General features: G+C 71.5%; 12 protein-coding genes. 6 read left to right on the forward strand and 6 right to left on the reverse strand.

The features are described from left to right. Nucleotides 1–210 precede the first annotated feature (210 nt). Together E3O32_RS16890 and E3O32_RS16895 are read left to right on the forward strand one after the other, a co-directional pair. A complete protein-coding gene (locus E3O32_RS16890) occupies nucleotides 211–564 on the forward strand; it encodes a type II toxin-antitoxin system Phd/YefM family antitoxin (RefSeq protein WP_198417591.1) in 354 nt (117 codons plus the stop codon). A 74-nt stretch (nucleotides 565–638) separates the two neighbouring features. Continuing rightward, complete coding sequence (locus E3O32_RS16895) at nucleotides 639–1,535, forward strand: oxygenase MpaB family protein (RefSeq protein WP_134511006.1); 897 nt, start codon at nucleotides 639–641, stop codon at nucleotides 1,533–1,535. Between the two features lie 65 nt (nucleotides 1,536–1,600). Here E3O32_RS16895 and E3O32_RS16900 read toward each other — a convergent pair whose 3' ends face one another. The 4 genes from E3O32_RS16900 to E3O32_RS16915 all read right to left on the reverse strand — a co-directional run bounded on the left by E3O32_RS16900 (nucleotide 1,601) and on the right by E3O32_RS16915 (nucleotide 5,873). After that, the gene (locus E3O32_RS16900; RefSeq protein ID WP_241975080.1) at nucleotides 1,601–2,629 is read right to left on the reverse strand and encodes a hypothetical protein; all 1,029 of its coding nucleotides are present in this window, start codon (nucleotides 2,627–2,629) and stop codon (nucleotides 1,601–1,603) included. Between the two features lie 74 nt (nucleotides 2,630–2,703). Continuing rightward, nucleotides 2,704–3,348 carry a MerR family transcriptional regulator gene (locus E3O32_RS16905; RefSeq protein ID WP_134511007.1) on the reverse strand — a complete coding sequence of 215 codons (645 nt, stop codon included), beginning with the start codon at nucleotides 3,346–3,348 and terminating at the stop codon, nucleotides 2,704–2,706. Between the two features lie 2 nt (nucleotides 3,349–3,350). After that, on the reverse strand, nucleotides 3,351–4,295 hold the full coding sequence (locus E3O32_RS16910; RefSeq protein ID WP_134511008.1) for an NAD-dependent epimerase/dehydratase family protein: 945 nt from the start codon (nucleotides 4,293–4,295) through the stop codon (nucleotides 3,351–3,353). A gap of 249 nt (nucleotides 4,296–4,544) precedes the next feature. Beyond that, nucleotides 4,545–5,873: a M18 family aminopeptidase gene (locus tag E3O32_RS16915; RefSeq protein ID WP_134511009.1), complete on the reverse strand. Its 1,329-nt coding sequence runs from the start codon at nucleotides 5,871–5,873 to the stop codon at nucleotides 4,545–4,547. Between the two features lie 131 nt (nucleotides 5,874–6,004). Here E3O32_RS16915 and E3O32_RS16920 point away from each other — a divergent pair, with 131 nt between their 5' ends. Together E3O32_RS16920 and E3O32_RS16925 are read left to right on the forward strand one after the other, a co-directional pair. Continuing rightward, nucleotides 6,005–6,826, forward strand: coding sequence for a carbonic anhydrase (locus tag E3O32_RS16920; protein ID WP_134511010.1), 822 nt, complete (start codon nucleotides 6,005–6,007; stop codon nucleotides 6,824–6,826). 159 nt (nucleotides 6,827–6,985) lie between these two features. Next, on the forward strand, nucleotides 6,986–9,469 hold the full coding sequence (locus E3O32_RS16925; protein WP_134511011.1) for a glycoside hydrolase family 65 protein: 2,484 nt from the start codon (nucleotides 6,986–6,988) through the stop codon (nucleotides 9,467–9,469). 48 nt (nucleotides 9,470–9,517) lie between these two features. Here E3O32_RS16925 and E3O32_RS16930 read toward each other — a convergent pair whose 3' ends face one another. Further along, a complete protein-coding gene (locus E3O32_RS16930) occupies nucleotides 9,518–10,258 on the reverse strand; it encodes a hypothetical protein (protein ID WP_134511012.1) in 741 nt (246 codons plus the stop codon). A 79-nt stretch (nucleotides 10,259–10,337) separates the two neighbouring features. Here E3O32_RS16930 and E3O32_RS16935 point away from each other — a divergent pair, with 79 nt between their 5' ends. Next, on the forward strand, nucleotides 10,338–10,817 hold the full coding sequence (locus E3O32_RS16935; protein ID WP_134511013.1) for a PPOX class F420-dependent oxidoreductase: 480 nt from the start codon (nucleotides 10,338–10,340) through the stop codon (nucleotides 10,815–10,817). Here E3O32_RS16935 and E3O32_RS16940 read toward each other — a convergent pair. Beyond that, entirely contained in the window at nucleotides 10,814–11,077 is a 264-nt protein-coding gene (locus E3O32_RS16940; RefSeq protein ID WP_134511014.1) for a hypothetical protein, read from the reverse strand. The two genes, E3O32_RS16935 and E3O32_RS16940, sit on opposite strands and share 4 nt — an antisense overlap. Nucleotides 11,078–11,296: 219 nt before the next feature. On the opposite strand from E3O32_RS16940, the gene E3O32_RS16945 reads away from it, so the two are divergent. Then, complete coding sequence (locus E3O32_RS16945) at nucleotides 11,297–13,456, forward strand: RecQ family ATP-dependent DNA helicase (RefSeq protein WP_134511015.1); 2,160 nt, start codon at nucleotides 11,297–11,299, stop codon at nucleotides 13,454–13,456. Nucleotides 13,457–13,573: the final 117 nt, after the last annotated feature.

Genomic DNA, 13,573 nt, shown 5'->3' on the forward strand with positions numbered 1-13,573 from the left:
CAGCGCCCGATCGCCCGCGCCGACACCAGCCCATCGACATCCGACATGGGACTGAGTGCTGGCCTCGATCGCCAGCCTCCAATAATCAACACGCTCCGTCGCGGGCGCGGGCTGCCGAAACCGGCGCGGCGAGGATGCGCGACCGGATCGCGGGGAGCCGCGCGACCGGGGCGAACGACTAGCGAACGGATGCCGATCGAAGTAGCGTCAATGCAGGCATCCGTCAACGGAGAGGAGCCGACGATGTTCTACCCGGACGATCTCGACCAGCTGCCAGAGCTCCCCGACCCTGGCCCGCGCGACGGGCGCCACGGCGTCGACCGCGATCCCGATTACGACCCGTATCCGCTGCTGCACTCCGGCACCGGCGGGCTTCTGCCCCTGACCGTCTCCGTGCCGGATGCGAGGTGGCACCTCGGCGTGCTGCTGGACCGCGTGGAGGCCGGCGAGGAGATCGTGCTCACCCGGCGCGGGCGACCGGTCGCGCGCATCGTGCCGTTCGGCGCACCGGTGCGCGCGGCGGTCACTCGCGCCGGGCGCCGACCGGCGCGCGACCCATCCTGAGCGGCCGCGGGCCGACAACGGGCCGCTGCCGGGTTCCGGGCCGATGCCCAGCCAGCCCGGGTTAGCCTCTCTGCATGGGAAGGTTCGTGGACAGCTGGCGGTCACATCTCCTGGTGACGTTCTCCGGCAACGGTGAGGGCCGGCCGCAGTGGGTCGACAGAATCGAACTCGGCGACGACGTCGGCTTCTTCGGCCCCGGCTCCGCGGCCTGGGCCGTGCACGGCGGGATGGCGACGATGGTGGCCGGCATCCGTGCCCTGCTCATGCAGACCCTCCACCCGGGCGCCATGGCCGGCGTGCACGACTGGTCGCGGTACAAGGAGGACCCGCTCGGCCGGCTCTCCGGAACCATCCAGTGGCTCGTCACGGTCACCTTCGGCGACACCGCCCTGGCCGAGAACGAGTCTTCCCGGGTGGGGCGGTTCCACGACCGGGTCACGGGCACCTACCGTGACGCTCAGGGCATCGAGCGCCCGTATGCGGCCGGCGACCCCGACCTGCTCGCCTGGGTGCACATCGTCTTCACCGATGCGTTCCTCCAGTCGCACACCATCTGGGGCGGGCCGATCCCCGGCGGCGCGGACGGCTACGTCTGCGAATGGGCCAAGGCGGGCGAGCTCGTCGGCGTGCGCAACCCGCCCCGGTCCCGCCTGGAGCTGCAGCGCCAGCTTGACGCCTTCCGGGATGCCGGCATCCTCAAGAGCGACGAACGCGTCGCCGAGGCCGTGCGCTTCATCCGCAATCCCCCGCTCCGGCCCGCGATGATGCCCTTCTACCGGGTGATGTTCGCCGGAGCCGTCGCGTCGATCCCCCGTGAGTATCGCGATCTGCTCGGCGTGCGGCGCTCGATGCTCCCGGTCGTCTGGGGCACCGGCGCCGTGCTCGGCCTGGTGCGCTTCCTGCTCGGCCGGTCCTCGACCTCCGAGGTTGCCGCCCGGGCCCGGATCGCCCGGCTCGGCGCGGCGGCCTAGCCGCTCCCTGGCCGCGGGTGAGTTGCGGAAAAGACACCTTCGCGGCCAGGTGCATTCTCCGTATCTCAGCGGGCGAACGCAGCGCGTGCGCGGCGCTGGCCGGCCCAGAGCACTCCGCCGGCGGCACTGGCGGCCGCGACCAGGAGGGACACCGCGGACACCACGACGACGACATCCGGTCGCACGATCGACTGCCCGGCGAGCGCCTGGCCGGTCAGGAGCGCGAGCACCCCGAGGTAGAGTCCGATCACGACCCAGATCAGGCGCAACCGGGTGCGCGGCTCGGCGAGGGCCGGGATGCGCCTGGCCAGGAGTTCGAGCAGCAGCGCGGTGAGCGGAATCGCCTGCAGGGCGTGCATCCCGACGAAGTGCGGGATGCGCAGGTCGCCGGCCACTGTGCTCCAGCCCAGCAGGGGCAGGCCCGGTCCGCCGTCGGGCACCCCGATGGTGTGCGCGCCGGCGATGCCCTGGAAGCTGTCGAGCTGGGCCGCCGTCGGCCCGGTCATCAGGAAGGCGAGTCCCATCCCGGCCACGGCGACCAGGGCGCCGGCCCGGATGGCGAGCGACAGGGCCGGGTCACCGAGGTCGGCCCGGAAGAGCAGCACCGCCACGAGGAGCGTTGCCATCCACACCACGACGATCGAGAACGCCATCACCGACCACAGTGTGGCCGCGAGCGGGGTCGCGACGTTGAAGTGGCTGGTCACTCCGGCCCAGGCGGTTCCGACGATGATGACCATCTCGATGGCGAGCGCAGCAATCGCCACCGTGCCGATCCACCAGGCCAGACGCCGCCGACGCAGAAACGGGAGCAGCCAGGAGAGGGTGATCGCGTACACGAGCACGCTGATCGAGAACTTGAGCGGCTTGGCCCAGAGCGGCGCGCCGGTGAGGGTGCGCGGATCGACCACGAGCCCGACCAGGCAGATCACGACGAGGACCGCCATGGCCAGAGTCATCCCGAGCAGGGGACGATGCCAGGCGAGTGGGCCGAGGATCGCCCGTCGCCCCCGTTGCGCGGGGTCGAACGGCGGCCGAAGGGTGCGGGTCGGCGCGAGGCTCGGCCGGGACGACGGGAACGGCTTACCGGACATGATCACTCCTTGAGAACTGCGGTTTCGCTGGACGGTTTGGTTCACTGCTATGGCGTGCGGAATCTGCGCCCGGTTCAGACCTCCGCCGCGGGCGGAGTCGCGTAGCGGAGCGCAGACACATGCTCCTGGGCGGCCCGACGCAGACCGGAGAACAGCGTGTCACCGAGCACGGTGCCCACGACGACGATTTCCGCCTTGGCCGCTCGCTCGGCGCGGGCGTCGAGTTCGTCGATGTCGGCCTCCGCCGCGAGCAGGGCGGCGGCCGCGTAGCGACGGAACCAGCCGGCGGCGTCGACCTGGCCGACTCCCGTGAAGGTGTCGTAGACCCGGGCGGCAGCTAGGCGACCCGGGTTGTCGGCGGAGACGTGCCATCCGCTCATCAGTGCGTCGACGTGGGTGAGGGCATCCGTGGTCAGGGTCTCCGGATCGATCGCCTCGGACACGGAGTGCTGGGCGATCTCGAAGGTCTCCTGCAGGGGGCGCTCGGAGTCGATGGCCTCGAGCACTTGGCGGGCGGCGACGATGCTGAGGCCGCCGACCTCGATCAGGGCGCGGATGAGACGGATACGGCCGAGATGCGCTTCGCCGTACAACGCCTGATTCGGGCTCGTGCGCTCTCCGGGCGGAAGCAGGTTCTCCCGCTGGTAGAACTTGATCGTCGCAACCGGGACACCGCTCCGTGCGCCGAGTTCGGCCATCTTCCATTCGGCTGTCGCCATGGTCAGGCGACCGCCAGCCCGGCCTGCATTCGGTAGCCGTCGATCACGGCCGGCAGCGAACGCTCCCAGGGCGTGGCGTGCACGCCGAGCAGGCGCTCGGTCTCTGCGGAGCCGACGATGAACGGCTGGTCGAACTGGTAGACCGAGTCGCCGGCCGCCCGGATGAACGGCACCACGAAGCCGAGCATCCGCAGGAACGCCGGGCTCATCGGCTTGACGCTCCCTGCCTCACCAGTGAGTTGGTTCACCCGTTCGGCGAGTTCGGCACGGGAGAGCGGTTCCGCTGCGGGAACATGCCAGACCCGGCCCCACGGTCCGCGGTAGTCCGCGGCCGCGATCAGCGTGGCGACGATGTCCGGCAGGTAGCACCAGCTGTGCGGTGCGGCCTGGCCGCCGAAGATCCGAGCCCGTTTGCCGGCAAGGAGCGGCTCGAAGAACGCCGATCCGAGCTGGGCACCCTTTCCGGCGGCCGGTCCGAAATAGTCGCTCGCGCGCACCTCGACCACCTCGATCTCGCCGCGCGCCTGGGCGGAAAGGGCCAGCGCCCACCCCTCGGCGCGCACCCGGCCCTTCGGCTCGGTCGGATGCTGCGGCGTCGTTTCCGTCATCGGCATCGGGCTGCCCTCCCCGTAGCCGTAGAGGTTGCCCATCAGCACCAGCCGCGCCGAGGACCGGCTGGCCGCTTCGATCGCGGCGCGGTAGATCGGTGGCCACAGTTCGGGCCAGCGGTGGTACTGGCGAGGACCGGTCGCGAGGAAGATCGTGGCGGCGCCTTCCGCAGCGGCAGCCAGGGCATCCGGGTCGGACGCGTCGACCGTGAGGGCCGTCACGCCGGGCACGATCGTGCCGGAGCGGGTTGCGAGCCTGACCGTGTCGCCGCGCGCGACGAGCGACTGGGTCAATGCGCGCCCGATGAAACCGGCGCCGACGACGAGCTGGGTGGCCATTGGTTCTCCTCCGTGGACGACGCAAAGATCGCCTTACCGATAGTGAAACTTTCTGATACTCACTATATCAGATAGTTACACTATCTATGCTAAATCTTTCGCCACCGATGGTTTCCGTGCACCTCCGAGCGCCCCGTCTCGTGGCTAATTCAGGAAATCCGCCGGAATCCGGCCCGGATTTGGCCTCCGACCGAATCTGTCCCGCAGATTTCCTGAGTTAGCCACCCAACGGCAGCGGGCAGGAGGCCGTCATCGCTCGGGCGCGAAGAACGCGCCGATCGCCGCGGACAGGGCGACCGGGTCGTTCACGTGGCACAGCTCGCGGGCCGAGTGCATCGAGAGCAACGGGATCCCGACGTCCACGGTGCGGATGCCGAGCCGCGTCGCCGTCAGCGGCCCGATGGTCGAGCCGCACGGCACGGTGTTGTTCGACACGAACTCCTGGTACTCGACCCCGGCCGACGCGCAGGTGCGGGCCCAGAGCGCGGCGCCGGCGGCATCCGTGGCGTAACGCTGGGTCGCGTTGATCTTGAGCAGCGGCCCGCTCCCGGCGATCGGCAGGTTCGCCGGGTCGTGCTTCTCCGGGTAGTTCGGGTGCACGGAGTGGCCGGCGTCGGCCGACACGCACCAGGAATCGGCATACGCCCGCAACCGCTGGCTGGCGGATGCCCCGAGCCCGGCCCCGATCCGGGTCAGGATGTCGTCGAGCAGCGGACCGCTCGCCCCCGAGCGGGTCTCGGAGCCGAGTTCCTCGTGGTCGAAGGCGGCCAGCACGCTGATCTGCCCGGAGCCGCGCTGCGAGGAGCCGCCCTGCGCCGGGTTGCCGGCAGCCAGGAGCGCGACGAGGCCGGCGTGCACCGAGGACAGGTTGTCCATCCGTCCGGCGGCGAAGAGGGCCAGGTCCTGGCCGAACCGGGCCGGAGCCTGGCTGTCGGCGGTGAGCAGGTCGTAACCGGCGACATCCGCCCCCGTCAGCCCGGCCAGGCCGGCCAGGTGCCCGACCAGGTCGGCCTGGGCCAGGTCGCCGACGCCGAAGACCGGGGTCAGGTGGCGCTGGCGGTCGAGGGTGAGGCCGGTGTTCGCGTCCCGGTCGAGGTGGATCGCGAGCTGAGGGATGCGCAGGAACGGGCCGGTTCGGACGAGATGCTCGGTGCCGTCACGGGTGACGAGCCGGCCGGCGAGCTCGAGTTCGCGGTCGAGCCAGGAGTTGAGCAGCGGGCCGCCGTAGACCTCGACGCCCGCCTGCAACCAGCCGTGCGAGCCGATCGTGGGCTTGGGCTTGAGCTTGAAACCGGGCGAGTCGGTGTGGGCACCGAGGATCCGGAACGGCGTCGTCGGCCCGGCGCCGGCCGGCTGCAGCCAGGCGACCACGGCGCCGTCGCGCACCACATAGCGCCGGCCGGGCTCGTCCGGCCACTCGTCCGACTCGCTCAGCCGGGTGAAACCGCCCTCGTCCAGGCGCCGGGCGGCCTCCGCCGCCGCGTGGTACGACGACGGCGACGCCGCGATGAACCGGGCGAAGTCGTCGATGTACGCTGTGGTCGAGGCCGCGGTGTCGCTGGGCGCTGTGGAGGTCATGGGTCAATCCAACCACCCGCGGGCGGGACCCGGGCGCGTCGAGAGGATAATTCGGGACGGCCGTTCTCTCACGGGAGTGGTCACGCCGCACGTTCGGTGCGGCGATTGTCTCACCAGTTCTAGGAGTTCCCATGTCCGCACGATCCTGGCTCGTCACCTCTGCACTCACGTTGGCCGCCGTCACCCTTGTCGGCTGCGCCCAGCCCGGGCCGGAGGCGAGCGTGACACCGGTGGCAGAACCGGGGCACTGGTCGTACGACGGCGCGAGCGGACCGGCGTCGTGGGCGGAGCTGGACTCCGGCTTCGAGACCTGCGCGGTGGGCAGCCGGCAGTCCCCGATCGACCTGCCGGCGGCCATGCCCGCAGCCAGCAGGAGCATCCGGCTGAGCGCGACGAACGCGGACGGCGACGTGTTCGACAGCGGCCACGCGGTGGAGTTCGAGTCCGACGGCGAGGGCGAGACCCTGACCCTCGCCGGCGATGAGTACCACCTTCAGCAGATGCACGCCCATGTGCCGTCGGAGCACACCGTGAACGGCCGGCCGGCCGCGGCCGAGCTGCACCTCGTTCACGCGACTGCAGACGGCGCACTGCTGGTGCTCGGCGTCCTGGTGGCCGAGGGGCAGGCATCCGACGCCCTGGCGCCGTTCATCGAGGCCGCCACCCATCCGGCTGACGAAGGAGACGTGACGATGGATGTCTCGGCTGTGCTGCCGTCGTCGCTGGAGCATTTCGAGTATTCGGGCAGCCTGACCACGCCGCCCTGCACCGAGGACGTGCAGTGGGTCGTGATGAGCACGCCGATCTCGATGTCGCCGGGGCAGATCGGCACGCTCGTGGGCGCGCACAGCCACAACGCGCGGCCGACGCAGCCGCTCGGGGACCGGGTCGTTAGCGGGGGAACCACGGAGCTCGGGGTCGAGGGCCAGGGTGCGTCTGCCGAAGTTGACTGACGACCAGGCCGCCGCGGAAGCCGCCACGGCGAGTCGCCGGCCGCCGACCTCGCCGATGTACGCTGTGGTCGTGGCGGCGGTGTCGCTGGACGCAGTGGAGGTCATGGGCCGATCGGCCACCCGCGGCCCGATGGCCGCCGTTCGGAGGAAGGGACCGGCATGGACTCGACGACGAGCCGGGCCGGCGCCGAGCGCGAGGGCCCTACCGTGGGCCGCGCCGAGGGCCGCTCACCCGCAGCCGGCGACGATCCCTGGATCCTCCGCTTCGACGGCTTCGACCCCGGGACCGAGGGTCGCCGCGAAGCCCTCTGCACGCTAGGGAACGGCTATTGGGGCACCCGCGGCGCCGCCCCCGAATGCGCCGCGGATGCCGTGCACTACCCCGGCACGTACCTCGCCGGCGTCTACAACCCGGTCCACACCGACCTCGGCGAGCACTCCCGCGACGATGAGCACATGGTCAACGCCCCGAATTGGCTGCCGCTCGGCTTCCGGTTCGCCGGCGGCGACTGGTTCCGGCCGGGCAGCCCCGACGTTCTGGACTACCGGCAGGAACTGGACCTGCGGCGCGGGGTGCTCACCCGGTTCGTGCGGATTCGGGACCGGGCCGGGCGCACCAGCACGGTCACCTCGCTCCGGTTCGTCTCCCAGGCCGCGCCGCACCTCGCGGTGCTCGAGACCAGGTTCGAGGCTGAGGACTGGAGCGGCCCGGTCACCGTGCAGACCGGCATCGACGGCCGGGTCGCCAACCGGAACGTGATCGCCGATGCGTTGCTGGCCTCCGGCCACCTCGTCGCGCGCAGCACCGAGCAGGTCACCGCCGACACCGTGCTGCTGCAGATGGAGACCACTCGCTCCGGCGTGCACATCGCCATGGGTGCCCGCACCCGCGCCTTCGCGGGCGACCGGCCGCTCACCCCTGAGCGCCGGTTCGAGAGCGACCCGGCCGGCTGGGTCGCGCAGGAGTTCGACCTGCTGCTGGAACCGGGGCATCCGGTGCGGGTCGAGAAGACCGTCGCGGTGAGCACGTCCCGGGACCGGGCCGTGCTGTCCGCCCCGGCCGCCGTCACCACCTGGCTGGAGCGGGCGGCCGACCCGGCCGAACTCCTCGCGGCCCACGAACGGGAATGGGAGGGGCTCTGGGACGAGTTCGCGGTGAGCCTGAAGAGCGGCGACCACCAGGCCCTCGCGCTCAACCTGAACACCTTCCACGTGCTGCAGACCCTCGCGGGCGTGGACGCGGACCTGGATGCGGGGGTGCCGGCGAGGGGTCTCAGCGGCGAGGGCTACCGCGGGCACGTCTTCTGGGACGAGACGTTCGTCTACCCGATGCTCACCCTCCGCCGGCCCGACCTGAGCCGGGCCCTGCTCGGCTACCGCTACCGGCGTCTGAACGAAGCACGGGCCGCGGCACGGGCGGCCGGGTTCACCGGCGCGATGTTCCCGTGGCAGAGCGGCATCGACGGGCGGGAAGTGACCCCGGCCGAGCTGTTCAACCCGCGCTCGGGCCGCTGGCTGCCGGACAATTCCTACAAGCAACGGCACGTCGGCCTGGCCATCGCCTACAGCGTCTGGAAGTACTACCAGGCCACCGGCGACGCCGACTTCCTCGTGCACCAGGGCGCGGAACTCATCCTCGAGATCGCCCGTTTCTTCGCTTCGCTCACCACCCACGACCCGGCTGCGGACCGCTACGACATCGACGGGGTGATGGGCCCGGACGAGTTCCACGACGGCCCGCCCGGGGCACCGGGGGCGGGGCTGCGCAACAACGCGTACACGAACGTGATGACGGCGTGGGTGCTCGGCCGGGCGGTCGAGACGGTGGCCCTACTGGCCGGGCGAAACTGCCGCCCGCTCTGGAACCGGCTGCGACTGCGGCCCGACGAGGTGGACGGCTGGGAACGGATCAGCCGGCGGATGCGGGTGGCCTTCCACTCCGACGGCGTGCCCAGCCAGTTCGACGGTTACGAGGACCTCCCCGAGTTCGACTGGGCCGGGTACCGGGAGCGCTACGGCGACCTGGGCCGGCTCGACCTGATCCTCAACGCCGAGGGCGACAGCACCAACAACTACCGGCTCTCCAAACAGGCCGACGTGCTCATGCTGCTCTACCTGTTCTCGGCCGAGGAACTGCGTGAACAGCTCGAGGCGCTCGGCTATGAGTTGTCGCCGGAAGCCGTCGTGCGCACCGTCGACTTCTACAGCGCCCGCTCCAGCCACGGATCGACGCTGAGCAACGTCGTGCACTCGTGGGTGGAGGCTCGACGCGATCGGGAGCGCTCCTGGCAATTCCTCGGCCAGGCGCTGGCGAGCGACCTCGCCGACATCCAGGGTGACACCACCCACGAGGGCATCCACCTCGGGGCGATGGCCGGCTCCGTCGACATGGTGCTCCGCTGCTACAGCGGCCTGGAGATCAGGGACGACGTGCTCTGGCTCCACCCGGTGCTCCCGGCCGAGCTGGACGAGGTTGCCTTCAGCATCAACTACCGCGACCAGCCGATCCGGCTCGAGCTCACCCCGGCCACCCTGCGAGTCCGGCTGCGGACGGGAGGAGCGGCACCGATCACGGTGCGGGTGGAGGGACGGGAGGCCCGGCTCTCGCCCGGCGAGAGCCGGGACTTCCCGCTCGGCGGCTGACGGCATCCGTGGCGCCGCCGACCACGCGAGGGGCCGGCCGGCCGTCGGTCAGTCGTCGTCCCGGGACTCGACGTCGGTCTGCAGGGCGGCACGGGCGAAGGCCGCCCCGCCGGGAGTGATCGTCCAGTGCCGGTAGTCGTTCGGGGTGCGCGCGAACAGGCCGAGCTGATTGAGCAGCCGCCACTTGGGGGCGACCAGGGCCATCGCCACGTGGCTGGACAGCTGGGCGCCGTCGGGGGCCACCCAGCCAAGGGTCTCCAGGCCGAGGGCGAGCATCTGGGTGAAGAGTTCCGCCTCGTCGAAGCCACGCCGGGCGATGAGCACCAGCAGCAGGTTGACCGCGTCGCTTTCGGCCGGGTTCCGGCTGATCTGGATGGTGCGCGCGAGATGCCACCACAGCTCCCGCGGTGCCTCGGCGAGCGCCCGGCCGCGGCTGGTCAGCAGCAGCATGCCCTTGCTCACCCGCAGCAGCCCCACTGCACGCAGGTGAGCGCGCAACTCGGCCAGCGGGAGCAGGTTGGACTCCCGGTTCGCCCCGGTCGGCCAGTCCCAGTCGAGTTCGGCCGACGCGGCCACCACGACTGCCGGCGGCAGGTGGCCGGCCCTGGTGAGGCGGATGCCGTCGGCCCCGACCCGGCGCAGGATCCACTGCACCTGGCCGAGCATGCGCGTCATCGCCCGCTCCGGGAGCAGGATCGAGTCGGTGACCCGTGCCTCGGCGACCACCAGCCGGAAGCCGGCGATGGCATCCGGGTGCATGCGGGTCTCGAGTTCCTGAATCACCTTCACGCTGCGAGCCTAGCGACGCCCAGCGCAGAGACTGCGCGACTCCCCGAGCGGCACCGGGTGACTCCGGTAGCCTTGGCGGATGGCCAGAAGCATCGCAACCACCACCGTCGTCGACCGGGACGGCATGCTCGATTTCGTGCGACCCCGGCACCGGATGTTGCTCGCCACCACGCGCGCCGACGGCCGCCCGCAGATCTCACCCGTGTCGGGTGGGGTCGATCCGGCCGGACGCATCGTGATCTCCTCCTACCCGGCCAGGGCCAAGACCCGCAACGCCGAACGGGACGTGCGCGCATCCGTTCTCGTGCTCTCGGACGACTGGGACGGCGGCTGGATCCAGGTCGACGGTGACGCCGAGGTGCTGCACATGCCGGAGGCGGCCGACGGCCTGGTCGAGTACTTCCGCGCCATCGCCGGCGAACACCCGGACTGGGCGGAGTATCGCGCGGCCATGGCGTTGCAAGACAAGTCCCTGATCCGCATCACGCCCACCCGGTGGAGCCCCATCGGCACCGGCGGCTTTCCGGCCGATGTGGCCGCCCGCCTCGACGCGCTCTAACGGCTCGACTCGCTCTCACTGCCTGTCCGCCGCTCACGCGCCTCGCGGTCGTCCTGTGCGATCCACAGCGTGCCCAGGATGAAGAGCACCAGGGCGGCGGCGGCGGTCATCGCGACCCACGGCCAGAGCGCGAGACGGTCCCAGCAGACCGTCGTCCCGGCGATGTAGATGAGCAACCCCACATAGCTCAGGGTCCCCCGACGCGGCGTCGAGTACATGACCGTCACCGTGTCCGGCGTGAAAACCCGTCGACGCGTCATGTCGTCGGTGTTCCGGCCGGATGGCCGGGCGCGGCGGTCGTCAGTGAGCGCATCATTCCCCCGAATGTTGAGAGCACAATCAATACTGCGCCAGCATCCACGCTAGGGCGGGCGCCGCGTTCGCCGCCATTCCCAGTTCGAGCGCCCGCAGGTCTGGGGGCGCGCAGGTTTGGGGGGCGCGCGGGGCGCACTGTCACCTGCGTCTGCAAGGCTGGGCCGATGACCGACACCCGTGCCGCCGCCCTTGAGATCCTGCGCAGCCTGGTCGGCCGCGACGACGCCGACTTTCACGAGGGCCAGTTCGAGGCGATCGAGACCCTGGTCGACGCGCGCAAACGGGCGCTCGTGGTGCAACGCACCGGCTGGGGCAAGTCCGCCGTCTACTTCGTGGCGACCCTGCTGCTGCGCCGCCAGGGCGCCGGGCCGACCATCCTCGTCTCGCCGCTGCTCGCCCTGATGCGCGACCAGGTGGCCGCGGCGGCCCGTGCCGGGGTGCGGGCGGTGTCGATCAACTCCTCCAACGCCCACGAGTGGGCCGAGGTCCTGCAGAAGCTCCGCGATGACGAGGTCGACGTGCTGCTCGTGTCGCCCGAACGGCTGAACAACCCGTCCTTCCGCGACGAGCAACTCCCCGCGCTGATCGCCAGGGTCGGGCTGCTCGTGGTCGATGAGGCGCACTGCATCTCCGACTGGGGCCACGACTTCCGCCCGCACTACCGGCGGCTGCGCGACTTGATCGCCGAGATGCCGCCCGGCGTGCCGGTGCTGGCCACGACCGCGACCGCCAACAGCCGGGTCGTGACGGATGTCGCCGAGCAGGTCGGGGCGGCGGTGAGGGTAGGGGCAGGCCAGACCGCCGGCGGCCCGACCACCGGCGGCGCGGAGGTCGTCACCATCCGCGGCCCGCTCGCCCGGGCCTCCCTGCGCCTCGGCGTGCTCCGGCTCCCCGATTCCCGTGCCCGGCTGGCGTGGCTGCTCAGCCACCTGGCCGAACTGCCCGGCAGCGGCATCATCTACACGCTCACCGTCTCCGCGGCCGAGGACACCGCCCGGATGCTGCGGGAGGCCGGACATCCGGTGCGCGCCTACACGGGCCAGACCGACACCGCCGAGCGGGAGGAGTCCGAGGGCATGCTCAAGCGGAACGAGGTCAAGGCCCTCGTCGCCACCAGCGCCCTCGGGATGGGCTTCGACAAGCCCGACCTCGGCTTCGTGCTGCATCTCGGCGCGCCCAGTTCCCCGGTGGCCTACTACCAGCAGGTCGGCCGTGCGGGCCGGGCCACCGCGAACGCGGACGTGCTCCTGCTGCCCGGGGTCGAGGACGAAGCGATCTGGCAATACTTCGCCACCTCGTCGATGCCGAGCCGGCACAAGGCGGAGGCCGTGCTCGGCGCGCTCGCCGCCCACGGCGGGTCCCCGCTCTCCACACCGGCCCTGGAGGCACGGGTCGACCTCAAGCGTTCCCCGCTGGAACTGCTGCTCAAGGTGCTCGACGTCGACGGCGCCGTGCGCCGGGTCACCGGCGGCTGGGTCGCGACCGGGCAGCCGTGGGTCTACGACGAGGACCGGTACGAGCGCATCGCGGCGGCCCGGCTGAGCGAGCAGCAGGCGATGATCGACTACGAACGCACCACCGGCTGCCGGATGGAGTTCCTGCAGCGGGCCCTCGACGACGACACCGCCGTGGCCTGCGGCCGCTGCGACAACTGCACCGACGCCTGGTACCCGTCCGGGGTCGCCGACGAGGCCGCGGCGGCCGCCGCCGCCTCGCTCGACCGGGTCGGCGTCGCCCTCGAGCCCCGAGCCCAGTGGCCCACCGGGGTGGCGAGCCTCGGCGTCGACGTGCGCGGCAACATCCCGGTGGGCGAACGGCTCGGGACCGGCCGCGCCCTCGCCCGGCTGACCGACCTCGGCTGGGGTGGCCCGTTGCGGGACCTGTTCGCGGTCGACGCCCCGGATGCCCCGGCAAGCGCGGCCATGACGGCCGCGTGTTTCCGGGTGCTGGCCGACTGGGGCTGGGACGAACGCCCGGCCGCGGTGGTCAGCGTGCCGTCACGGCGGCATCCGCTGCTCGTCGACTCGGTCGGGCGGGCGTTCGCCGACGCCGGCCGCCTGCCCTGGCTCGGGTCGCTCGACCTGGTCGGCGGCGGCCCGGTCGGCACGCCGGGCGGCAACAGCGCCTACCGCCTGTCCTCCGTCTGGGACCGGTTCGCGGTCGGGCCGGCACTCGCCGCGGCGCTGGCTCCCTTCGCCGGACGCCCCGTTCTGCTCGTCGACGACCTTGCCGACAGCCGCTGGACCCTCACCGTGGCCGGCCGTCTGCTCCGCCGCCAGGGCGTAGGAACGGTGTTGCCGTTCGCGCTCGCCCTGCGTTCCTGACCGCCGCCCGCATGGCCTTGACAACGGCCGGGCCTGCCCGCAGACTCGATCCACACCGATATTGCCTCTGAGACACTTTTAATTGCGTCACAGTGCCACCGCTCGACTGACAAGCAA

This window comes from Cryobacterium mannosilyticum (genome assembly GCF_004402705.1).
GTDB classification, from domain to species: Bacteria; Actinomycetota; Actinomycetes; order Actinomycetales; family Microbacteriaceae; genus Cryobacterium; species Cryobacterium mannosilyticum.

Coding starts and splice junctions, on each gene's coding strand:
- E3O32_RS16890 (WP_198417591.1), top strand. CDS start 211: ATGCAGGCATCCGTCAACGGAGAGGAGCCGACGATGTTCTACCCGGAC.
- E3O32_RS16895 (WP_134511006.1), top strand. CDS start 639: ATGGGAAGGTTCGTGGACAGCTGGCGGTCACATCTCCTGGTGACGTTC.
- E3O32_RS16900 (WP_241975080.1), bottom strand. CDS start 2,629: ATGTCCGGTAAGCCGTTCCCGTCGTCCCGGCCGAGCCTCGCGCCGACC.
- E3O32_RS16905 (WP_134511007.1), bottom strand. CDS start 3,348: ATGGCGACAGCCGAATGGAAGATGGCCGAACTCGGCGCACGGAGCGGT.
- E3O32_RS16910 (WP_134511008.1), bottom strand. CDS start 4,295: ATGGCCACCCAGCTCGTCGTCGGCGCCGGTTTCATCGGGCGCGCATTG.
- E3O32_RS16915 (WP_134511009.1), bottom strand. CDS start 5,873: ATGACCTCCACAGCGCCCAGCGACACCGCGGCCTCGACCACAGCGTAC.
- E3O32_RS16920 (WP_134511010.1), top strand. CDS start 6,005: ATGTCCGCACGATCCTGGCTCGTCACCTCTGCACTCACGTTGGCCGCC.
- E3O32_RS16925 (WP_134511011.1), top strand. CDS start 6,986: ATGGACTCGACGACGAGCCGGGCCGGCGCCGAGCGCGAGGGCCCTACC.
- E3O32_RS16935 (WP_134511013.1), top strand. CDS start 10,338: ATGGCCAGAAGCATCGCAACCACCACCGTCGTCGACCGGGACGGCATG.
- E3O32_RS16940 (WP_134511014.1), bottom strand. CDS start 11,077: ATGACGCGTCGACGGGTTTTCACGCCGGACACGGTGACGGTCATGTAC.
- E3O32_RS16945 (WP_134511015.1), top strand. CDS start 11,297: ATGACCGACACCCGTGCCGCCGCCCTTGAGATCCTGCGCAGCCTGGTC.